A 22452-nucleotide genomic window follows, 5' to 3' on the forward strand; every position below is an offset into this window, starting at 1 on the left:
CATAATAGACAAGGCGCCGTTGCGCCTTTTTTTAATGGTGTAAACATGGTATACTTAAGGGTGGAATAAAAGTTTAGAAAGTATCACATGGAATTTACAAAATTATCAAATCGCTTGGACTTGGTGGCTAGCTTCGTCCCAGAAGGAGCTCGTCTTCTAGATGTAGGGAGTGACCATGCTTATCTACCAATCTCCCTCTTACAAGAAGGCAAGATTGAGGCTGCCATTGCTGGGGAAGTGGTAGAGGGGCCCTATCAGTCTGCCCTGCAAAATGTCGCCGATAATGGCTTAGAGGACAAGATTGAAGTCCGCTTGGCCAATGGTTTGGCTGCCTTTGAACCAACAGATGGCATTTCCTGTATCACTATTGCCGGCATGGGCGGACGCTTGATTGCAGATATCTTAGCGGCAGGTCTTGAGAAATTAGCCAATGTCTATCGCTTGGTTCTGCAGCCCAATAATCGAGAGGATGAACTGCGGGCTTGGTTAGTCGACCATAATTTCCGTATCGTCGATGAAGCTATCTTGGAAGAAAATGAGAAGTTCTATGAGATCCTCGTGGTCGAACAGGGTTCTCAGGAGTTGACAGCCAAGGAACTGCGTTTTGGTCCCTATTTGATGCGGGAACAAGCTCCAGCCTTTGTCCAAAAGTGGTCCAAGGAAGTAGAGAAATTAGCCTTTGCCTTGGGGCAGGTCCCAGTTGAGAATCAATCTGCCAGAGCATCGTTAGAAGAGCGAATCGCTCACATCAAGGAGGTTCTACATGTTAGCAAGTGAAGTCATCAAACGCTATGAAGCCTACTGTCCTCAGGAACTTTCCATGGACGGAGATGTCCGTGGGCTACAGGTCGGTACGCTGCAAAAAGACATCCATAAGGTCATGGTGGCCTTAGATATCCGCGAGCAGACGGTGGCGGAAGCTATCGCCCATGGGGTGGACTTGATCATCGTCAAGCATGCGCCCATTTTCCGTCCCATCAAGGATTTGGTAGCCGATCGGGCTCAAAATCAGATCTATATCGACTTGATCAAGCACGATATCGCAGTCTATGTCAGCCATACCAATATTGACATTGTTCCAGATGGGCTCAACGATTGGTTCTGCCAGCTCTTGGACATTGAAGATGCAGAGCCCCTCAGCATGACAGGAGAAGGAATCGGAATCGGCCGGATTGGTCGGGTACCCGCCCAAACCTTTGGCCAGTTGGCTGACAAGGTCAAAGAAACCTTTGGCTTAGATGCTTTGCGCATAGTCAGTTATGATCAGGCGGATTTGGATCGGGTTATTGAGCGTGTCGCTATCTGTGGAGGAAGTGGCCAGTCCTTTTACAAGGATGCTCTCTCCAAGGGAGCAGAGGTCTATATCACCGGAGATATCTACTATCACACGGCTCAGGACATGCTGAGCGATGGCCTCTTAGCCTTGGATCCAGGACACCATATCGAAGTTCTTTTTGTGTCAAAATTAGTAGAAAAGCTCAATCAGTGGAAGGCTGAGGAAGCCTGGGAGATTGAAGTGATTGGCAGTCAAGCCAGCACCAATCCTTTTTACCATATCTAAGGGGTCATGATGAAAGTTGCCATTATTGGTGCAGGGATCGTGGGATCCACTGCAGCCTATTATTTATCCAAAGAAGCACAAGTGGATGTGACCGTCTATGACCATGGAGTCGGCCAAGCAACTAAGGCGGCTGCTGGCATTATCAGTCCCTGGTTTTCCAAACGGCGGAATAAGGCTTGGTATCGCCTGGCTCGTCTTGGAGCAGACTTTTACCAAGAATTGGTAGAAGACCTGGCCAAGGACGGAATTAAAACAGATTTTTATCAGCAGACTGGCGTCTATCTCCTCAAGAAAAATGAGGAAAAATTAGACGATCTCTATCAGTTGGGGCTGAGTCGACGAGAAGAATCTCCCTTAATCGGGGACTTGGCGATTTTGACTAAGGAAGAAGTAGCCCAGCAATTCCCAGGACTACAAGGCTTTGAGAAGCTCCTTTATGCCTCAGGTGGAGCTCATGTGGAGGGAGCACTTTTGACGGAAACCCTTCTTAAAGCCAGTGGGGCACGAGTGATCAAGGAAGAGGTTGCTCTATCAGTCTCGGATCATAGCTATCAGATTGCTGGTGAAAACTATGACCAAGTCATCCTAGCAACAGGGGCCTGGCTGGGGCAAATCCTCGATCCACTTGGCTACCAAGTCGATGTCCGTCCGCAAAAAGGACAGTTGAGGGATTATCAGTTAGACCTAGATACTGATGATTATCCTGTGGTCATGCCTGAAGGAGAGCTGGATATCATTCCATTTCAGCAGGGCAAGATCAGTATGGGAGCCACCCATGAAAATGAGATGGGCTTTGACCTGACGGTGGATCAAGTTCTTCTAAATCAGATGGAAACAGAGGCCTTGACCTATTATCCAGAACTCGCTCAAGCGGAAGTTATCGGGGAGCGCGTGGGAACTCGTGCCTACACCAGTGACTTTTCACCATTCTGGGGAACTGTTCCTGATCAAGCAGGCCTCTATGTCGCTAGTGGACTAGGTTCGTCCGGACTCACAACTGGTCCCCTCATTGGTTGGCATCTAGCCCAACTCGTAGCAGGAGGAAACCTGCGCTTAGATCCAGCGGATTATCCAGTTGAACAATATGTGAAGAAGTAGGCTGGGACAGAAGTCCTAGCCTCTCAATTTTCTTTGGATTGTCGAGCAAGACGCAGTGGTTGAGTGGGCTCTACTACAAGGTAAGATTTTCAGACGGCTCAGTCAAGGAGCAGTAATCTATTTGAATCATGAGTAAGACCAATGCTAACAATTCTACAACTCTCATATCCTGTCATCACCTTGTAACATAAATGCAAGGTGACTTTTTTATATAAACATGATAAAATAAGGGTAATGACTACGTAGAAAGGCCTAACATTATGAAAGGTATTATTTTAGCAGGGGGCTCAGGAACTCGCTTGTATCCATTGACACGTGCGGCTTCTAAACAATTGATGCCCATTTATGACAAACCAATGATCTACTATCCGCTGTCAACCCTTATGTTGGCTGGGATCAAAGATATCCTGATTATCTCGACTCCTCAAGACTTACCTCGTTTTGAAGAGCTTCTTGGAGATGGTTCTGAGCTAGGAATTTCTCTCTCTTATGCAGAGCAACCAAGTCCTGATGGTTTGGCGCAAGCCTTCATCATCGGAGAAGACTTTATTGGTGACGACCACGTTGCCCTCATCCTTGGGGATAATATCTTCCACGGAAATGGCTTAACCAAGATGTTGCAACGGGCAGAAGCGAAGGAAAAAGGAGCGACTGTCTTTGGTTACCAAGTTAAAGATCCTGAACGCTTTGGTGTGGTAGAGTTTGACGCGGATATGAATGCTATCTCTATCGAGGAAAAACCAGAACATCCAAAATCCAACTTTGCAGTGACCGGACTTTACTTCTATGACAATGATGTGGTAGAAATTGCCAAAAACATCAAACCAAGCCCTCGTGGCGAGCTTGAAATCACTGATGTTAACAAGGCCTATTTGGAGCGTGGAGATCTCTCTGTTGAGCTCATGGGCCGTGGCTTTGCATGGTTGGATACTGGAACTCACGAAAGTCTCTTGCAAGCATCTCAATATATCGAAACTGTTCAACGCTTGCAAAATGTCCAAGTGGCTAACCTTGAGGAAATTGCCTATCGCATGGGTTATATCACTAAAGAACAAGTCCATGAATTAGCGCAATCATTGAAGAAAAACGAATACGGACAATACTTGCTCCGTTTGATTGGAGAAGCATAATGACGGAACAATTTTTTGATAAAGAATTAGCAGCCCGCAAAATTGAAGCCATCCCAGGCTTGATGGAGTTTGATATTCCAGTGCGCGGGGATAACCGTGGTTGGTTTAAAGAAAACTTCCAAAAAGAGAAAATGCTTCCCCTTGGATTCCCTGAAAGCTTCTTTGCAGAAGGCAAGTTGCAAAACAATATTTCATTCTCTCGTAAGAATGTTTTGCGTGGCTTGCATGCAGAGCCATGGGACAAGTACATCTCTGTAGCAGATGAAGGTAAGGTTCTTGGAACTTGGGTAGACCTTCGTGAAGGCGATAGCTTTGGGAACACCTACCAAACTGTGATTGACGCCTCTAAAGGGATCTTCGTACCTCGTGGCGTAGCCAATGGCTTCCAAGTCTTGTCTGACAAAGTGGCCTACAGCTATTTGGTCAATGACTACTGGGCATTGGAGCTCAAGCCAAAATATGCTTTTGTCAACTACGCAGACCCAAGCCTAGACATTCAATGGGAAAACTTGGAAGAAGCAGAAGTTTCAGAAGCAGACAAGAACCACCCATTGCTCAAAGATGTCAAACCCCTAAAAGCAGAAGATTTGTAAGAATGAACCTTGCAGAGCAGTATCGCGACTGCAAGGAGCCTGGTAGGATTGTTCCTGCCCTAGTGGAAACAAGATTGCCGTAGGGAATCTTGTAGGGAAATCCGGAGACTTCGGCTTCCGATTGAGCCATGAAACCGAAGGGTTGCTGGCATCCCCCACTAGCTAAAGGAAAAATCAAAACTAAAAACTATTTGGAGAAAAAATGTCAGAATATAAACATATCATCGTAACCGGTGGAGCTGGTTTCATCGGTTCAAACTTCGTACACTATGTCTACAACAACCATCCAGACGTGCATGTGACTGTCCTTGACAAACTCACTTACGCTGGTAACCGTGCCAATATCGAAGAAATCCTTGGAGATCGTGTCGAGTTGGTTGTGGGGGACATCGCTGATGCTGAATTAGTTGACAAATTGGCTGCCAAGGCTGATGCGATTGTTCACTATGCGGCTGAAAGCCACAATGACAACTCCCTCAAAGACCCATCTCCATTTATCTACACAAACTTTGTTGGAACTTATACACTCTTGGAAGCTGCTCGTAAATACGACATTCGTTTCCACCACGTGTCAACAGACGAAGTGTATGGAGACCTTCCATTGCGCGAAGATCTTCCTGGACATGGGGAAGGGCCTGGTGAAAAATTCACTGCTGAAACCAAATACAACCCATCATCACCTTATTCATCAACCAAGGCTGCTTCAGACTTGATTGTGAAAGCTTGGGTACGTTCCTTTGGTGTCAAAGCAACGATTTCAAACTGTTCAAACAACTACGGGCCATACCAACACATCGAAAAATTCATCCCACGTCAAATCACCAATATCTTGTCTGGCATCAAGCCAAAACTTTACGGTGAAGGGAAGAACGTCCGTGACTGGATCCACACCAACGACCACTCAACTGGTGTTTGGGCTATCCTCACTAAAGGCCGTATCGGTGAAACTTACCTGATCGGTGCTGACGGTGAAAAGAACAACAAGGAAGTGCTTGAATTGATCCTTGAAAAAATGGGTCAACCAAAAGACGCCTACGACCGTGTAACAGACCGTGCTGGTCACGATTTGCGTTACGCCATCGATTCAACAAAATTGCGTGAAGAATTAGGTTGGGAACCACAATTCACAAACTTCGAAGCAGGTTTGGAAGACACCATCAAGTGGTACACAGACAACCGAGACTGGTGGAAAGCTGAAAAAGAAGCTGTCGAAGCCAACTACGCGAAAACACAAAAAGTTTTGAAATAATAATGAAGAAAGTCCAAGCGGAAAATTGCTTGGACTTTTTCTTTTATTTTCTGAAAATAAGTGATTACCCTTTCATCTATGGTATAATAGGATCAGTTTGAAAATATTTATCGATTAGGAGGAATAGATGAATCAAAAAGATTGGGTTGACTATTTTGAAGCACTCCATAACCGGAAGCCGAGTCTGCAAGAGTTTCAAAATGCACGAGCGAATGGCGAGTTTGTAGTGGAACGAAAAGAGACCGTTCCTGAAGCACCAGTTCCATCAGCGGTCGCCTCACGAGAGAATAGTGAGCAGGTTCAAATGCCGTCACAAGTGGAGTCAAGTCCTGAGACTCCAGCTATCAAACGTTTTAGTGTGAAATGGAATAAACAGACAAAATGGGCTTTATCAGGTGTAGGAATACTAGCTGTTATTGTACTGGCTTACTTCTTTTTCTTCCAACCGACTCCAAGTTTAGAAGGAATTTGGGTTGGTCCTGCTGATTCAACAGCAGTGGTTTATGAATTAAATCAAGAAGAGTCACGATCGTATGGTAAGTATAAGATTGAGAAAGTTTATAAAGGAAATGAAGCAAAACAAGAGTTTCAGAAAGCTTTAAACCAATTAAACTACTCCAAGCTGAAAACCTTAGCAGATGTTGATAGAAAATTTGACCTCCACACGAGGGAAGTTGTCATCATTAAAGACGAGCATGGGCTTGTTTATAATCTACTCCAAAGCAATGGAACCAATGTAATTTTGGCCAATGACTTGATGGATTTGGTTACCTATAGTGATCATTCAGAAAGCTTTAAAAAGAATGCTATTTTTCACAAGACAGAAATTCCTAAAGTGCTAGTTGGGAAATGGAAAATTGAGCGTTCTTATGATGATGAAACCAATTATCTTGAATTAAATGATCGTGGTATTCTTACTTATAGTGAATATGATAGTAGCGAAGGTACGGCTTTTTATAGTCTAGAAGAGCTCCAAAAGATGCCTTCAACTAAGTTTGATCAAGAAAAGACAGCTGACAAAGTGAAAGAGGTCTATAAAGATCTTCAAGATGCGGTCGATTCTCAATATTACCAGCTAACTAGTATGAAAGACGTGTACAAGCAACTAGGATCTGATTTTTATTATGTCCCTGTAAATGGAGGGAAGACAGTCCTTGTTTTCACAGAAGACTATCATTTAGTTGAAAAATTGGAAAAAGTGAAATAAATTAGAAGGACCGTAAGGTCCTTTTCTTTTATTTTCTGAAAATCACAAAATTAACCATGGATTTATGGTATAATATGGTTAGTTTTTATAATGAATCAAAAAGGGGGATATGATGAATCAAAAAGATTGGGTTGAATACTTTGAAGCGGTCAATGGTCGCAAGCCAAGTATGCAAGAATTTCAAGAAGCGCGTGAAAAAGGGGAGTTTGTCGTAGAGCGAAAAGAAGCGCCGACTCCAACAACTGAGGCACCAGCTTCGGTAGCTGAAGCACAGGCTCCTGCTCAGGAAGTACCTGTTGCATCTAGCGCACCTCTTTCACAAGAGCAGAAAGCTTTTGTCCAACCGCAGCCATCGGCGAAAACCTTACAACCTGTTCCAAGACCGAAAAAATTGACATTTTCTTTCAATAAACAAACCCAAATTGGGGCCGCAATTGCGGGACTTGTCGCAGTGATTGCTCTTGCTTGGTTCTTTTTCTTTTCAGGTGGACCAAGTGTAGATGGTGTTTGGTTGCGAAATACGGATTCAAGTCCGGTCACCTATGAATTAAATGGAAAGAAACAAAGAGTTAATGGTGGCGAGACCATCAAAAAGGTTCTCAAGGGCAATGAAGCGAAAAAAGAATTTAATACAGCACTTTCTTTGTTAAATGCAACAGACTTGCATTCACTTGCGGATGTCGATAAGAAATTTAATCTGAAAACGACAGAAATTGTTGTTATTAAGTCTGGTGGGAACACACGCTATAACTTGCTCCAAAAAGACGGAAGCAATATTATTTTAAGAAATGATTTATTCGACTTGAAAACTTATAAATCATACGAAGGAAACTTTGAAGATAATTTGGTCTATCACAAGGTTGAAACACCAAAGGCCATGGTTGGAAAATGGAAGAATGTGACAGAAGGAGATAATACAACTGTTCAGATTTCAGATCATGGAATTATAAGTGATAAGTATTACGATAACAAGGCTTACGCATTCTATTCTCTAGCTGATCAAGAAAAGTATGATGGAGACACGACTTCTAAAGAAGAGATTGAACACACATTTGAAGTCATTCAAGAAGCGGTGAAATCAGAAGGCTATCAAGTGAAGAGCGCTAAGGAAGTCTATATACAAGCTAATTCAAATTATTGTTTCGTACCTGTCAACGGTGGAAAAAATATACTCGTCTTACGTGGTGGTAATGAATTTGCCGCAAAATTAGAAAAAGTGAAATAATCAAAGGACCGCAAGGTCCTTTTTGTTTCCAAACTTCTTACTGAAAAACTATTCATGTCTAGGCAAAAATATGGTAAAATGGATAAGATGTGTCTGAGATGTCTATTGTTTCTCAGACGACTAGAGGTAATGGAGTAGAAAATGCAAAATAGACCTATTATTATTGGTGTTACTGGTGGCTCTGGTGGTGGAAAAACCAGTGTGTCTCGTGCCATTTTGGCCAATTTCCCGAATGAAAAGATTGCCATGATTGAGCATGATTCTTATTACAAGGACCAGAGTCATTTGACCTTTGAGGAGCGGATCAAGACCAACTATGACCATCCTTTTGCCTTTGATACGGATTTGATGATTGCGCAGATCAATGAACTCTTGGCAGGTCGTCCAGTGGATCTCCCAACCTATGACTATGCGGAACATACGCGCAGCAGCAAGACCTATCGTCAGGAACCACAGGATGTCTTCATCGTGGAAGGGATCTTAGTTCTTGAAGACAAGCGCCTTCGGGACTTGATGGACATCAAGATTTTCGTTGACACGGATGATGATGTACGGATCATTCGCCGGATCAAGCGCGATATGGAGGAGCGTGGCCGGAGTCTTGATAGCGTCATTGAGCAATACCTTGGTGTGGTAAAACCGATGTACCACCAGTTCATCGAGCCAACCAAGCGCTATGCGGATGTGATCATTCCTGAGGGCGTGACCAATACGGTTGCGATTGATTTGATCACAACCAAGATTGAGAAAATCCTCAACGAGGCGCGTGAAGGGAAATAGAAAGTTGGAGTGAGGGTAATCGATCTCCAATCCTTAGCTATTAGATGCAATAATTGAATATCGCAGTAGTTGATTGGACTCTTCATTCGCCTAAAAGCTCGAAAGAGTTCTCAATCAATGTTTCGGGGGTGGTATGAGAAATGTTTTTTAACATTCTGTACCACTCCCTCTTTTTCCTAGGGAGAATGGAAATGAAAAGGGAGTTTCATTCGCGGACCAAGGCGTTCGCTTGTTTATTGACCATGTGTGCTGGTTTTTCAGATGCCTATACCTTTATCTGTCGGGGTGGAACCTTGGCGGCTGGTCAGACAGGAAATGTGGTCTTTCTATCGGTCGGTTTGATTGGCCAGCAGATCTCGGATGTGGAAGTAAAGTTGGCAACCATGCTGGCCTTTATGTTGGGAATCTTTTTGATGACGGTTTTGCGTCGCTTGATTGACAACTCAGTTTGGCGCCTCAGTACCTTGGTACCCTTTATCCTCACAACCTTGGTGACGGGATTTTTGCCAGCATCGGTAAAAAATGTCTTCATCGTGCCTTTTTTTGGCCTGAGTTTGGGAATCGTAGCGACCTCATTTGGAGAAGTAGGTAGCTATGCCTACAACCACTCTTTTATGACCGGAAATCTCAAGAAAACCATGGTAGCTTATGGAAATTTTGTTAGAGACAGGGAGATGAAATTCCTCTGGGAAGCCATCTTTATGACCTGCTTGATCGGGAGTTTCGTCTGTGGGGCCATTTTTTCGACTTATTTGATCCAGTTTTATGGATTAGAGACCATCTGGCTGGTGTCCATCATCTTGACGATCTTTTTAATCTACCGTGCCATTCAGTATTTTGAAGTCTTTCACTTCAATCGGCGACATGAATAGATAAAGGTATCATAAAAAACTTTCCTTAGGTGAGTGCGGACGTCAGCGAACTTCTTCGAAGAAGTTCCATGACTAAATCAAGATACAAAGGGTGTCTGCGGATAAAGTCAAAATAGGAAGTTTGACGCAGAATCTTTCGATTCTAGGAGAACTTATCTTTTTGACACAATCCGCAGCCCGTGTTCAATTCATATTGAGCCCCTTCGCTCTTCAATTTCTGGGCTCAGGCTAAAACAGTTTCCCAAACTGTTTTACTCTCAATAATTCCGTGTGCCTGAAGCAGTTAAGCTTCAGGCACTTTTCTAACAGCGGAAAGTTTAGTATATTCTTGATCAATTTAAATTAATAAGACCTCGGTTTTATCTTTTTGCAGAATCGCTTAAGTTATTTTACTAAAAATTAGTTTATCTATATTCCAGAGGCTGGGACAAAAGTCCTAGCCTCTCAATTGTTTTTGGATTGTCGAGCAAGACGCAGTGGTTGAGTGGGTTCTACTACGCTGATTTCATCAGCTTTTACAGCCCTACTCAACTGTGCGGAGGTGGGACGACGAAATCGAATTCTAACGAATTACCGATTTCTGTCCCACTCTCTTTTCTTTCGCTGTTTGAAGCTTAATTTTTAGGCAAAGATTTGGTATAATGGAAGGTATGAAACATTCGGAAAAAGAATCACAATACCAGCTCTTGCTGGCTCAGTTAGACGCTCTCTTAATGGGAGAAAGCAATGCCTTGGCTAATCTGTCCAATGCCAGTGCTCTTTTAAATCAAGCCCTACCTCGTTCGGTCTTTGCGGGTTTTTATTTGTATGACCAAACGGAATTGATCCTGGGACCTTTTCAGGGAGGTGTTTCTTGTGTCCATATCGCTCTTGGAAAGGGTGTCTGTGGAGAAGCAGCTCAAAAGCAGGAAACCATGATTGTTGAAGATGTGCGCCAGCATGCCAACTATATTTCTTGTGATAGCAGGGCCATGAGTGAAATTGTGGTGCCTATGGTCAAGGACGGTCAGCTCCTTGGAGTTTTAGATCTAGATTCGGAGTGTGTCTCTGACTATGATCAGCTGGATCAGGAGTATTTAGAAAAGTTTGTCGCTCTCTTGATCGATAAGACAAACTGGGACTTTAAGATGTTTGGGGTTAAGAACTAATGTATCAAGCTTTATATCGGAAATACCGGAGCCAGACCTTTGGCCAATTGGTCGGCCAGCAAGTGGTGGCACGGACTTTGAGACAGGCCGTCGAGCAGGAGAAGATCAGCCATGCCTATCTCTTTTCTGGTCCTCGTGGTACTGGGAAAACCAGTGTGGCCAAGATCTTTGCTAAGGCTATGAACTGTCCTAATCAAGTCAATGGGGAGCCTTGTAACGACTGCTATATCTGTGAATCCATTACCAATGGGAGCCTAGAAGATGTCATTGAGATCGATGCGGCCTCTAACAATGGGGTCGATGAGATTCGCGATATTCGCGATAAATCCACCTATGCTCCGAGTCTAGCCAAGCACAAGGTCTACATTATCGATGAGGTCCACATGCTCTCAACAGGGGCCTTTAACGCCTTGTTAAAGACGCTAGAAGAGCCGACAGAAAATGTGGTCTTTATCCTCGCAACAACAGAGTTACACAAGATACCTGCGACCATTCTGTCACGGGTGCAACGCTTTGAGTTCAAATCCATCAAACTACCGGATATCGTTCACCATTTGGAAAGCATCCTAGCTACAGAAGGCATTGCCTATGAAGCAGATGCTGTCCAGATTATTGCTCGACGCGCTGAAGGTGGGATGCGGGATGCCTTGTCCATTTTGGACCAAGCCCTGAGTCTGACTGCGGGTAGTGAGTTGACGACAGCAATCGCTGAAGAAATTACAGGCTCTATCAGTCTAGCTGCGCTCGATCAGTACGTAGCTGCCATCCTGGCTCATGATGCGACAGCGGCGCTCGACCAGCTCGCGATTATCTTTGATAATGGCAAGAATATGACCCGTTTTGTTACGGACTTACTTCAATACTTACGGGATCTTTTGATTGTCCAAACAGGTGGAGAAAATACCCATGCTAGTGATTTATTCGCGGCCAACCTTGCAGCCGATCAAGCTCGTCTCTTTGCCCTGATTGACCAGGCGACAACCAGTCTAGCGGATATCAAAAATAGTTTGCAACCGCGCATCTACACTGAAATGATGACCATTAAATTGGCTGAAAGTACGGGCCAAGTTTCTAATTCAGCTACTGTGGAGGTTCCTTCTAATGTGCTAGCTCAGCTGGAAGACTTGAAAAAGGAAGTCGCTCAACTCAAGCAACAGTTAGCGCAATCAGGTAGCAGTCTTCCTGCTTCAAAACCGACAGTAGCTCGTCCAACCAAGTCGAGCAAGGGCTACCGTGCAGATCGAAACAAGGTCAACGCCATTTTACAAGAGGCGGTTGAAAATCCAGAGTTGGCACGGACCAACTTGATCCGTCTTCAGAACGCTTGGGGGGAAATTATCGAGAGCTTGGCAGGTGCGGATAAGGCCCTCTTAATCGGATCCCAGCCGGTCGCTGCCAATGAAAATCACGCTATTTTAGCCTTTGAGTCTGCCTTTAATGCTGAACAGACCATGAAGCGGGACAACCTCAATACCATGTTTGGAAATATCCTCAGCAATGCTGCGGGCTTCTCACCAGAGATTTTAGCGGTTTCGATGGAAGAATGGACCCAAATCCGGGCAGAGTTTTCGGCTAAGGCGCGTGGTCAAAAAGCGGAAGTGGTGGAAGAAGAGGAAAGTGTCATCCCTGAGGAATTTCACTTTTTATCCGATAAAATCACCCTGCAAGACGATTAATACATGAATTTTTTACTGAATCATGGTAAAATAATTTTATGAATAGAAAACAATTTGCAGTGATAGCAGTCTTTACTGCTATGGAGACATACTTTTTCAATGAAGCGACCATGGCGGGTCAAATACTCTTTGCATGCTTTTGGGCCCTCTTGATCTTGCGCAATCTCCAGACGGCCTATATGGTGGAGAAGATTGCTAGTGCCATTGAAAAAGAAATCAGAAAGAAAAGAAAATAAAACCTTTGAAAAGAAATCCTTTTTCAAAGGTTTTTTCTTGTTTTAAAAGGCTTCTTGGCATTGTTTGCGGTAATCTCCTGGGGAGAGGCCGACCTTTTGTTTAAAAGCCTTTGTAAAGTAGGAGTAGTTGTCATAGCCCACCTGGAGGGCGACTTGGTAAATGGGGGTATCGCTTTGCGATAGCATCTCTTTTGCGGCGGCCATCCGTTTATCGGTGATGTATTTCACCAAGGTTTCGCCGGTGTCGCGCTTAAACACACGCGCTAGATGATCTGGACTAAGAAAAACCATTTCTGCCAGCTTGGTGCGACTGATATCCTCCTTGTAATGGTGATCGATGTAGTCAGTGATCCGCTGGATGAGATTGGATTGGTGTTCTAGATCGATCACATAATGGCGAGCAGAGCTCCAGTAATCCCCAATATAGGCTTCAAAAGCTTCGATGGCATGAAAACGTCGTTCGAAGAGAAATTGATGGTGTTTGTTTTGAAATAACTTGTGGGCGAGAATGCCGTTCTTATCCAGATAAATCCCAATTTGCTGGGTCCAGTCTAGCTGGAGTTCACTCAGAGCTGAGAGCGGGATGCGATCTTGAGTCTCTAAGCTATGGATGATTTGGAGGAGCTGTTCCGTCTCTAGCTGATTTGTAAAAGTGAGCGATGTCCGATGAGCAGGCTTTTGAGGTTGTGTAGCCAAAGAAGCATAGGAGTGGATACTGTCCCAATGGAAGACTTGTTCGTCACTGTATTGGCAAAGTTGCAGAGCCTTCATCAAGAGCGTCTCAAGGGAAATAGCATCTGAATAGAGAAGGATAGAGGATCGGTCTAAGTCTTGCTGGATCTTCTGCTGGATGGCCTTTAGGAAGTCTGCACACTCTGTAGTCTGATTCTTTTTGAAGAGGCAGAGGTAGCGATCGGTCTGGCTTTCGATTTTACTGAGGGCGCAGTAGTGGACTGGAAAATCTAGGGAGAGCTCCTTGATACAATGGCGGAGCTGCAAGCGCCAAGAAGGGACGCTGGGGTGAAAGTCTTCTTCAACTAAGTGGAGAGTGATGAGGACTAAGAGGTAGTCTTCATGTGGTTTGGGGCTATAACCCCGTTTTGTCACTTCTTGAAGGAGCTGTTCTGCTTGAGATGGACGCGGTTTTCGCAAGTAGTCATGCCAAAATTCAGCTTCTTTTTGTCCTTGCTGAGCTAATTGGGCTGCACTCTTGTGGCGCTTGATCTTATTGAGGGCTTTTTGAATGATAAATTCTAAGCGGTCGGGGTCAATCGGTTTGAGGTAGTATTCAAAACTTTGGAGTTCAATGGCTTTTTGGGCATAATTGAAATCAGCATAATTGGTAAGGAAGATCGTTTGAATGTCATATTTTTCTGACCGGACCCAGGCTAGGAGATCTAGCCCACTGCCTTGTGGCATCTCGATATCACTGATCATGAGGGCAATCGGGTGACTTTGAATGATGGCTTGGGCTTGGCTCAGACTGGAGGCGGTATATACCTGCTCAATGCCCAAGGCTTCCCAATGGATGGTTTCCTGTAGGGCTTTAATGATAAAACGATCATCGTCAACGAGTAGGATATTCATGTGTGTCTCCTTTGTAGGGTTCATAAGGAAGGCTCAGTTGGATGCGGGCCCCTCCTTGGGTTCCATTTGAAAATTGAAGCACGTAGTGATCTGGATAGAGGAGATCTAGTCGTTCCTGTGCATTGGTCAAACCAATGTGGTGGCCATCTTCTGTGACTAAGGATTTTTTCTCTGCTAGATCTTGTAAGATAGCGGAGCTAAAACCAGGACCATTATCCTGAAGGCAAATGGCAAGGTGTTGGTTTGCTTCTTCATGAATAGAAAGCTGGATGTGGAAGGAATCTTGGAAAGAAAAGCCGTGTTTGATGGCATTTTCCACAAAGGTTTGTAACAGCAGAGGGGGAATAGCCGCATCTTTCAGACCAGGATCCCAGTCCAGGTCAAAGTGGATGCTGTCCCCATAGCGGATTTTCTGGATTTCTAGGTAATTTCGGATATGTTGGATTTCATCTGCTAAGCGATTGAAATCTTGATTGGCTTGAAAGAGGTGGCGCAAGTAGTTGGAAGTCACCTTGGTCAACTCCTCGATTTCCTTATAGTCCTTAGTTTGGAGCATGCTGTGAATCATGGAGAGCATGTTTAGGTAAAAATGGGGTCGGACTTGATTTTTGAGGTAATTGAGTTCGACTTTTTTGAGATTGAGTTGCGCGTGGTAGGCTCGAATTTGGAGGTCTTTCATATGGATCAGAACCTGATTGAGCTTGTGATTGGCCTGATCGATCTCTAAGATCCCTTGGTCTTCGATTACATCTAGCTTGGTAGAAGCAGCATCTAGCTGAGAAAGACGCTGGGTGAGTCGTTTCATCGGCTGGATCATCCGTTGACGAATATAAAGAATCAGAATGGTGGAGAGAACGGCGATGATCAAAGGGACCAAGGAGAGAAGGGTTTCCAGTACGATATTTGTACGGAAAACGTCTCCGTAATCAACGGTCACATAAAGATCAAAAGGCAGGTGGGTTTGATTGCTACCGGCTTGAATGACGGAATCTGTAGCATGGATCTGGTTGGGACGATCGATGGATAAGCGCCCTTTTTTCCCGATATTGAGCTTTTGCAAGGGTTTTAAAATATCCTGGGTAGAAATGATGGCATAGATAGCCTTGCCCTTGTAATGAAGGGATTTCAAGAGATAATCATGCTGGTTCAGGCTGATTCGTTGCCATTTTTGACTGGTCTTGTCTGTTTCTTTGTCATAGGTTTTAAGATGATCTTTCAATTGTACATAATCTAGGTAAGATAGTTGAAGACTGGAGGCATTGAAAAAATGGGGGATATCTCTTGTCTCTATGAAAAAGGTAATGGGGCTATCCATCTGGTACTGAAACTCCGTAAAATCGATCCGCAATTTTTTTAGATTTTCATGAAAATCCGTGAAATCAAGCGGGGTATTGAGTTCTGTCAAATAGTCATTGTGGCTAATGGTACTGTACATAAAACGCTCAACGGAGTGAAGCTCTGTATTTAAGGAATCCGCATAGATATGAATCGAGTCCTCTAAATGGAGCATATTTTGGTGTTTAATAAAATTTCGGCTAATCCCACCAATCAAAAGGTTGATCAAGGTATTGACGACTAAGAGGAGAAAGAGTAGGCGCGAAAAAAATTGAATCGAGTGATCTCGTATACTTTTGTGAATAGCTTTCATAATGAGCACCTCACATATATTATAGCACTATTTGAAAACGGATTCATGAACAAAACCGATAGTAAAGTAAAAAAAATCGGGAAAGTGCATGTTTTTGTGTGGAGAAAACGGAAAAGTGAATGAAGATGAACGAAAAAGTTCTATAAAGATGGAAAGGATTCCTATAAAATAGAGGAGAAAGAAAAGGAGGGCCTTATGAAAAGCGAAGTAAATGCGAAGCAGAGCAAATTGAAGAAAAATATTCCTTTATATGTGCTGCTCCTGCCATCGATTATTTTATTGATTTTATTTGCTTATATCCCTATGGCGGGTCTAGTCATCGCTTTTAAAGATTACTCTCCCGCTACTGGGATATTTGGAAGTCCTTGGGCTGGTCTCAAGTATTTTAACCAGTTCTTCTCATCCTTCCAATTTGCGACAACCATGAAGAATACCTTGAAAATTTCTATTTACAGTATTCTGGTTGGTTTTCCCTTGCCGATTGTTCTAGCCATTATTTGCAACCAGATTCGTGTGGGCAAGTTCAAAAAAATCTTTCAAGTAACGACTTATCTGCCTCATTTTATCTCGACCATGGTCATGTGTGGGATGATTATTCTCTTTCTCTCTCCAAGTAGTGGACTGTTAGCCAATGTCCTCAAATTGGTCGGCTTAAAGATGCCTGCCCTCTTATCCAAACCGGGTAGCTTTGCAGGTGTCTATGTCTGGAGTGATGTCTGGCAACATATCGGTTGGGATAGTATCATCTATCTAGCCGCTCTATCGGCCATTGATCCAACCTTTTATGAGGCAGCGACTATGGACGGGGCGAGTCGATTGCAAAAAATCCGTCATATTGACTTACCCTTACTGTTACCAACGGCGATGATTCTCTTGATTCTCAGAGCAGGAAGCCTACTCAGTGTTGGTTTTGAAAAGGTCTTGCTCTTGCAAAATCCGCTCAATCTGGCAGGAAGTGAAATCATTTCGACCTATGTCTACAAAGTGGGGATGATTAATTTTCAATATAGTTACTCGACAGCGATCGGTCTCTTTAATACCTTGGTTAACTTGATCATCTTACTGTCGGTCAACTGGTTTGCGAAACGCTATACCAAGACAGGATTGTTCTAGAAAGGAGGAGAAATTGTGAAATTGTTTCAACATGCGAGAAAGACCAAGTCGGAAATCCTCTTTGATGTTTTTATCTATGGTCTAGCGATTTGCTTGATTCTGTTGATTGTCTACCCTTTGTGGTTTGTCATTATTGCCTCCTTCAGTAATCCATCTGATGTGGCAACTGGTAAGGTTTGGTTTATTCCGAGGGAATGGCGACTAGATGGCTATCAACGCTTGATTGAGCAGCCTTTGTTTCTAAAGAGCTATCTCAATACCATCCTCTACACGGTTGTAGGAACCATCGTTGCTCTGGTCATTAATATCCCGGCCGGTTACGCCTTGTCGCGAAAGGACCTCTTTGCTAAGAAATGGGTCAGTGTCTTCTTTATCGTTCCCATGTTTGTCTCTGGGGGCTTGATTCCCATTTATTTGACAGTGAAACAAATGGGATTGGTCGACACCTTCTGGGTAATGGTTGTACCGTTTGCAGTATCTCCTTACAATATCGTTGTAGCTCGGACTTTCTTTAACAATAGTATTCCAGAAGGGATGTGGGAAGCCGCCCAGATCGATGGGTGCGGAACCATTTATTACTTTAGAAAGATCGTGCTCCCCTTGTCCAAGGCTATTATTGCCGTTATTGGACTTTGGACAGCAGTAGGGATCTGGAATTCTTGGTTCAATGCCTTGATTTATTTGACCAATGAAAATCTTCAACCCCTGCAATTGATCCTACGCCGTCTCTTAATTAGTAATCAAATGTTGCAATCGCAAGCAACAGGGGAGGTAGCTTCTGACCTCCGTATTAAGGCTGATATGATGAAATATGCAGCCATCGTTATCTCAACAGCACCGATTATGATGCTGTATCCATTCGTCCAAAAATACTTTAATCAAGGTGTCATGATAGGTGCCTTGAAAGAATAGGAGAAGATCATGAAAAACAGGAAATTTGCCTATCTGCTCCTTGGAGCAGCTGCTTTAGCTGGCTTGACGGCTTGTGGAGCTTCCACAAATAAATCAAGCAATGACAAGAATGATGGAAATACCTTCAAGATCACGACCGTTCGTTGGTCGGATTGGGGGGAAGACTATCACAAAGGTTTTCTAGATGATTCAGCCAAGGAATCAGGTATCAAGATCAAATGGGATACCATGGTGGCTGCAGACTGGTCGGATAAGAAATCTGTCCTTGTAGCCAGTGGAGATTTACCAGACGCATTCTTGGGATCCAATGCCTTCACGGATTCTGAAATCGCTCAGAACCAAAACATGTTCATTCCATTGGAAGATTTGATAAAGGACAATATGCCTAACTTGAACAAGGCCTTTGAAAAAGAACCGAAATTAAAAGCCATGGTGACCAACCCAGATGGTCATATTTACAGCCTACCTAAGAAATTGCCAATGCGGCCAATCGTCGGCAACCAGCTCTTTATTAATAAGAAATGGTTGGACAACCTTGGCTTGAAGATGCCGGAAACCTATGACGACTTGGTGACTGTTTTACAAGCCTTCAAGGACAAGGATGCTAATGGCAATGGCGATGTCAATGATGAAATTCCATTTGGCTCTGGTAACTTTGATCCGACCTTCTCTTATATCTTGCCATTCAACAACCGTCTGGGTGGAGATAATACCTATGAAATGTCCGTCAAAGATGGCAAACCGGTCTACCTCCGGACGGAAGAAAGTTATAAACAAGGGATAGCGGCGATGCATGAAGCTTACAAGAAAGGCTTGATCGACCCTGAACTCTTTACAGAAGATACCTCTATGTCTGTTGCCAAACGGATGGACAAGGGAGTGGCGCGTGTCGGTGTGTCAAGTGGTTGGACAGCAGATGCAACCTTCGGCCAACATGCCAGCGAATATGCTCCTCTGCCAGCATTGAAAGGCCCAGATGGCAAACAATATGTCATTTCTGACCCAGATCATTTGAACTATGGACGCAATGAAATCTTGATCACGAATAAGTGCAAGGACCCTGCAAAATTGCTCAAATGGTTGGATAAATTCTACACGGATGATGCCAGCATTCAAAACTTCTATGGATCCTTTGGCATTGCGACTGAAAAAGATGGTGCCAAGTACAAGGTTTTGGCTCCAAAAGATGGTAAATCTGCCGATGAATGGGCTTGGATCAATTCCCTTCGTGACTTTGGACCAAAATATGTGTCAGATGATATCAATAGTCATGTCGACATCGACCAAACGCAAGGTGATGGCCTCAAATTGAAGATGGACAAAGAATTGAAACAATACGCTTTGCCAGCATATCCAAATGTCATCTACTCTCAAGAAGAATTGAACAAATTGTCCTCTATTTATGTCGATATCAACTCCTATGTTACCCAACAAGCTTCTAAATGGGTAGTCGAAGGGGGCGTCGAAAAGGATTGGGACGATTACAAAGCAACATTGAAGAAGATGGGCATTGATGACTTTATGAAGATTCAACAGGATGCCTATGATCGTTACCAAAAAGAAGTGAAGTAACAGGAGTCTAAATGGATTCAAGTAAGTAACTCAGGGGCCTAAAGCCCCTGAGTGCTTCCTTGGAGGAAGTAGCAGAAATTGAGATGAAGAACAAGGAGAAGAAGATGCAAAAATTATTTTCATTGGATGGACGCTTGGTCAAGACCTTGACCCGGTTGACAGACATCATTATCTTGAACACCTTGTTTATCGTTTGCTGCCTTCCGATTTTCACGATCGGTCCATCGCTTACGGCTTTAGCAACCATGTGTCACCGCTTGTTGAAAGGGGAAGATACGGATCTCGTCTTTCATTTTTTCCGTCTCTTTCGCGCTAATTTCAAGCAAGCGACGATGATTTGGCTGACTTGTCTAGGCTTATCAGTGCTACTTTATCTGGATTACTGTCTTTTTTCAAATATGGCCTTTTTAAGTGAGTATGGGATTTGGATCTTGCTTCCCTTTATCGTCCTTCTATGTGGAGGGATGACCTTGATCTTCCCTTATATCGGCCTCTTTGAAGATCCTACAAGAAAGGTCTGTCTAAATAGTTTCCTCATTGCTCTTTTAAATCCAATTCAAACCATCTTTCTTATTTTCTTCAATCTGGCAGTAGTTTATATCAGTCTTAGTAGTCCTGAACGGTTACTGACAGCTATTTATCTCTTTACCTTTGGTGGTTTCGCTCTTTGGAGCTTCTTGAATGTCCGACTGACCGATCAGATCTTTTCAAGGATCCAAGAAGAAGAAATCTTTGAAAAATAAGGTCAAGCAAGTGGGACGTATGTTTTACAGAATATTATTTAAATCGAATAAAGTTTCCTAGAAAACCTAGGAAACTTTTTCTATTTCATAAACATTTCACATTTCTCCTCTATAATGAAAGCAACAAATGATGAAAGCGTCCACATTGTATTGTCGTGGGCTTTGAAATGGAGGGTAAGATCATGCTCTTACAACAGGCAATCGCCTATATTTCTCGAAAAAGAACGAGGAATCTGGTCCTCTTTCTGATTCTCCTCTTGATCCTTTCTTGCTTGTATTTCTGTTTTTCACTGATGCAAGTGGGAGAAAGGTTGGAGGACCATATCAAACAGTCGGCTGGGACCAGCTTTGCCCTGACCAGTAAGCAGGGGGATAGGCCCTTTGCTCTGAAGGAAGCTGAAAAGGTGCAGCAGCTAGCTGGGGTGGGAGCCATGGTTCCTCAATATGAAAGTCCCGTTCGCATTCTTGGTAAAGAAGCGGTGACTGGGCAGCAATTGGTAGAACGGAATGATCTGGGTCAGGAAGCCAAGCAAGCGCTAGGCGCTGTCTTCACCCAGAAGACAGACCAGCACCTAGATTTCCGGAGTAGCAGTTTCCAACTGGTGCAAGGCAAGCACTTATCTGACAAGGCTCGCGGCCAGATCTTGATCCACGAAGAGTTGGCTAAGAAGAACAAGCTAAAGGTCGGAGATTCCTTGACCTTATCCAGCTTTCAGATGGGAGAGACTCCTGGCAAAGAGCAAACCTTTAAAATCGTTGGGATCTTTTCGGGTAAGAAACAGGAAAAATTCACAGGAATGACCTCTGATCTGAGTGAGAATCAAGTCTACCTCCCTTATGAGGATGCGACTAAGCTTCTTGGTCTCAGTCAGCAAGAAGTGACCCAGGTCACCTTTGGCGTCAAAGATCCTGAGAAAATCGATGCCCTCTTGAAGCAAGTCAAAAGCTTGGATCTGGATTGGCAGTCTCTGCGCGTGGTCGAAGATCGCAAGGCCTTTGACCAGATGAAAGAATCCTCTCAGACCCTGGAAGGCCTGGTACGGATCATGATGATCGTCCTCCTGGTGACAGGAGCCGGTGCCCTATCGTTCTTACTCAGTCTCTGGACACGGGAGCGGATCCATGAAATCGGGGTGCTCTTATCCATTGGGAAGAGCAAGGGCCGGATCTTTAGACAGTTCCTCTTGGAAGTGGTGCTGGTATCCTTACTAGCGGTGATCCCAGCCTTTCTCATCGGGCGGATGGTCAGCCATCGTTTCTTAGAGCAGTTTGTCGGACAGACCGGTCAACAGCAGACCCTAGAATTACTCAACCAAATCCCTCAAGGCCTTTCCTTAGGAATCGCCTATGCTAGCCTCTTGTGCTTGATCCTTCTGTCGCTGGGTGTAACTACCAGCATGATCTGGCGCAAGAGTCCAAAAGAAATATTAACAAAAATGAGTTAAGGAGAAATGACACCTATGTTAGAACTCAAACATGTATCCTATAGTTACCAAAGCTACCAAGAAGAGATCTTCTCAGACGTGAACTATCAGTTCGCAAATGGGACATTTTACAGCATTATCGGTCAGTCTGGAGCAGGGAAATCGACCCTCCTCTCCCTCTTGGCTGGTCTGGACAATCCCAAGAAGGGGCAGGTTCTCTTTGATGGGGAGGACATCCAGACCAAAGGGTCTAGCTACCACCGCAAGCACCATGTCTCCCTGGTCTTTCAGAATTACAATCTAATCGATTATTTGACGCCACTTGAAAATGTCCGCCTGGTCAACAAACAAGCTGGGAAAGAGATTCTCTTGGAATTGGGGCTGGATGAAACCCAAATCAAACGCAATGTCCTTCAACTATCCGGAGGGCAGCAACAGCGGGTGGCCATTGCGCGTGCGCTCGTTTCAGAAGCACCTGTTATCCTGGCAGATGAGCCGACAGGAAACCTTGACGAACAGACAGCCGGTGACATCATTGCCATTTTGAAGAAGTTGGCCAAGGAACGCCAAAAATGTGTCATTGTCGTTACCCACAGTAAGGAAGTGGCAGAGGCCTCCGATGTGGTCTTGGAATTGAGTCGCCGTAGCCTCGTTGAGAAGAGCAAGTAAGGAGGGAAT

21 protein-coding genes are annotated in these 22452 nt (G+C 44.1%); 19 read left to right on the forward strand and 2 right to left on the reverse strand.

Annotated features, from left to right (window positions below; genetic code table 11):
• Window positions 1-87 precede the first annotated feature (87 nt).
• The 13 genes from SM123_RS04405 to SM123_RS04465 all read left to right on the forward strand — a co-directional run bounded on the left by SM123_RS04405 (window position 88) and on the right by SM123_RS04465 (window position 12775).
• On the forward strand, window positions 88-777 hold the full coding sequence (locus SM123_RS04405) for a tRNA (adenine(22)-N(1))-methyltransferase (RefSeq protein WP_320909928.1): 690 nt from the start codon (window positions 88-90) through the stop codon (window positions 775-777).
• Window positions 764-1561 carry a Nif3-like dinuclear metal center hexameric protein gene (locus SM123_RS04410; RefSeq protein WP_320909929.1) on the forward strand — a complete coding sequence of 266 codons (798 nt, stop codon included), beginning with the start codon at window positions 764-766 and terminating at the stop codon, window positions 1559-1561. Before SM123_RS04405 ends, SM123_RS04410 begins: the two co-directional genes overlap by 14 nt.
• Before the next feature lie 6 nt (window positions 1562-1567).
• The gene (locus SM123_RS04415) at window positions 1568-2659 is read left to right on the forward strand and encodes an NAD(P)/FAD-dependent oxidoreductase (RefSeq protein ID WP_182280161.1); all 1092 of its coding nucleotides are present in this window, start codon (window positions 1568-1570) and stop codon (window positions 2657-2659) included.
• 260 nt (window positions 2660-2919) lie between these two features.
• Complete coding sequence (rfbA, locus tag SM123_RS04420; RefSeq protein ID WP_003002772.1) at window positions 2920-3789, forward strand: glucose-1-phosphate thymidylyltransferase RfbA; 870 nt, start codon at window positions 2920-2922, stop codon at window positions 3787-3789.
• Window positions 3789-4382 (forward strand): dTDP-4-dehydrorhamnose 3,5-epimerase family protein, encoded by a 594-nt coding sequence (locus SM123_RS04425; RefSeq protein ID WP_118228023.1) that lies wholly within the window; start codon window positions 3789-3791, stop codon window positions 4380-4382. Before rfbA ends, SM123_RS04425 begins: the two co-directional genes overlap by 1 nt.
• 202 nt (window positions 4383-4584) lie before the next feature.
• On the forward strand, window positions 4585-5631 hold the full coding sequence (rfbB, locus tag SM123_RS04430; RefSeq protein ID WP_118228024.1) for a dTDP-glucose 4,6-dehydratase: 1047 nt from the start codon (window positions 4585-4587) through the stop codon (window positions 5629-5631).
• 127 nt (window positions 5632-5758) lie between these two features.
• The gene (locus SM123_RS04435) at window positions 5759-6838 is read left to right on the forward strand and encodes a hypothetical protein (RefSeq protein WP_320909930.1); all 1080 of its coding nucleotides are present in this window, start codon (window positions 5759-5761) and stop codon (window positions 6836-6838) included.
• Between the two features lie 112 nt (window positions 6839-6950).
• The gene (locus SM123_RS04440; protein WP_320909931.1) at window positions 6951-8063 is read left to right on the forward strand and encodes a hypothetical protein; all 1113 of its coding nucleotides are present in this window, start codon (window positions 6951-6953) and stop codon (window positions 8061-8063) included.
• Window positions 8064-8204: 141 nt separating this feature from the next.
• The gene (gene udk, locus SM123_RS04445) at window positions 8205-8843 is read left to right on the forward strand and encodes a uridine kinase (protein ID WP_320909932.1); all 639 of its coding nucleotides are present in this window, start codon (window positions 8205-8207) and stop codon (window positions 8841-8843) included.
• Between the two features lie 191 nt (window positions 8844-9034).
• Window positions 9035-9715: a YoaK family protein gene (locus tag SM123_RS04450; RefSeq protein ID WP_320909933.1), complete on the forward strand. Its 681-nt coding sequence runs from the start codon at window positions 9035-9037 to the stop codon at window positions 9713-9715.
• A gap of 650 nt (window positions 9716-10365) precedes the next feature.
• On the forward strand, window positions 10366-10863 hold the full coding sequence (locus SM123_RS04455; protein WP_320909934.1) for a GAF domain-containing protein: 498 nt from the start codon (window positions 10366-10368) through the stop codon (window positions 10861-10863).
• Window positions 10863-12539, forward strand: coding sequence for a DNA polymerase III subunit gamma/tau (gene dnaX / locus SM123_RS04460; protein WP_320909935.1), 1677 nt, complete (start codon window positions 10863-10865; stop codon window positions 12537-12539). The genes SM123_RS04455 and dnaX overlap by 1 nt, the downstream gene beginning before the upstream one ends.
• A 38-nt stretch (window positions 12540-12577) precedes the next feature.
• Complete coding sequence (locus SM123_RS04465) at window positions 12578-12775, forward strand: DUF3272 family protein (protein ID WP_320909936.1); 198 nt, start codon at window positions 12578-12580, stop codon at window positions 12773-12775.
• Between the two features lie 42 nt (window positions 12776-12817).
• Here the strand turns inward: SM123_RS04465 and SM123_RS04470 are convergent, their stop codons facing one another.
• On the reverse strand, window positions 12818-14362 hold the full coding sequence (locus SM123_RS04470; RefSeq protein WP_320909937.1) for a helix-turn-helix domain-containing protein: 1545 nt from the start codon (window positions 14360-14362) through the stop codon (window positions 12818-12820).
• Window positions 14343-16010, reverse strand: coding sequence for a sensor histidine kinase (locus SM123_RS04475; protein WP_320909938.1), 1668 nt, complete (start codon window positions 16008-16010; stop codon window positions 14343-14345). Before SM123_RS04475 ends, SM123_RS04470 begins: the two co-directional genes overlap by 20 nt.
• 195 nt (window positions 16011-16205) lie before the next feature.
• Between SM123_RS04475 and SM123_RS04480 the strand changes: the two genes are divergently transcribed.
• From SM123_RS04480 to SM123_RS04505, 6 genes are all read left to right on the forward strand, one after another.
• Window positions 16206-17123 (forward strand): ABC transporter permease, encoded by a 918-nt coding sequence (locus tag SM123_RS04480; protein ID WP_024055802.1) that lies wholly within the window; start codon window positions 16206-16208, stop codon window positions 17121-17123.
• A 15-nt stretch (window positions 17124-17138) separates the two neighbouring features.
• Window positions 17139-18035 (forward strand): carbohydrate ABC transporter permease, encoded by an 897-nt coding sequence (locus tag SM123_RS04485; RefSeq protein WP_070595004.1) that lies wholly within the window; start codon window positions 17139-17141, stop codon window positions 18033-18035.
• A 9-nt stretch (window positions 18036-18044) separates the two neighbouring features.
• On the forward strand, window positions 18045-19607 hold the full coding sequence (locus SM123_RS04490; protein ID WP_320909939.1) for a type 2 periplasmic-binding domain-containing protein: 1563 nt from the start codon (window positions 18045-18047) through the stop codon (window positions 19605-19607).
• 104 nt (window positions 19608-19711) lie between these two features.
• Entirely contained in the window at window positions 19712-20350 is a 639-nt protein-coding gene (locus tag SM123_RS04495; RefSeq protein ID WP_320909940.1) for a YesL family protein, read from the forward strand.
• A 182-nt stretch (window positions 20351-20532) separates the two neighbouring features.
• Window positions 20533-21795 carry an ABC transporter permease gene (locus SM123_RS04500; protein ID WP_320909941.1) on the forward strand — a complete coding sequence of 421 codons (1263 nt, stop codon included), beginning with the start codon at window positions 20533-20535 and terminating at the stop codon, window positions 21793-21795.
• 6 nt (window positions 21796-21801) lie between these two features.
• Entirely contained in the window at window positions 21802-22443 is a 642-nt protein-coding gene (locus SM123_RS04505; protein ID WP_070662061.1) for an ABC transporter ATP-binding protein, read from the forward strand.
• Window positions 22444-22452 lie beyond the last annotated feature (9 nt).

It is taken from the genome of Streptococcus sp. S5, from assembly GCF_034134805.1.
GTDB classification, from domain to species: Bacteria; Bacillota; Bacilli; order Lactobacillales; family Streptococcaceae; genus Streptococcus; species Streptococcus lingualis.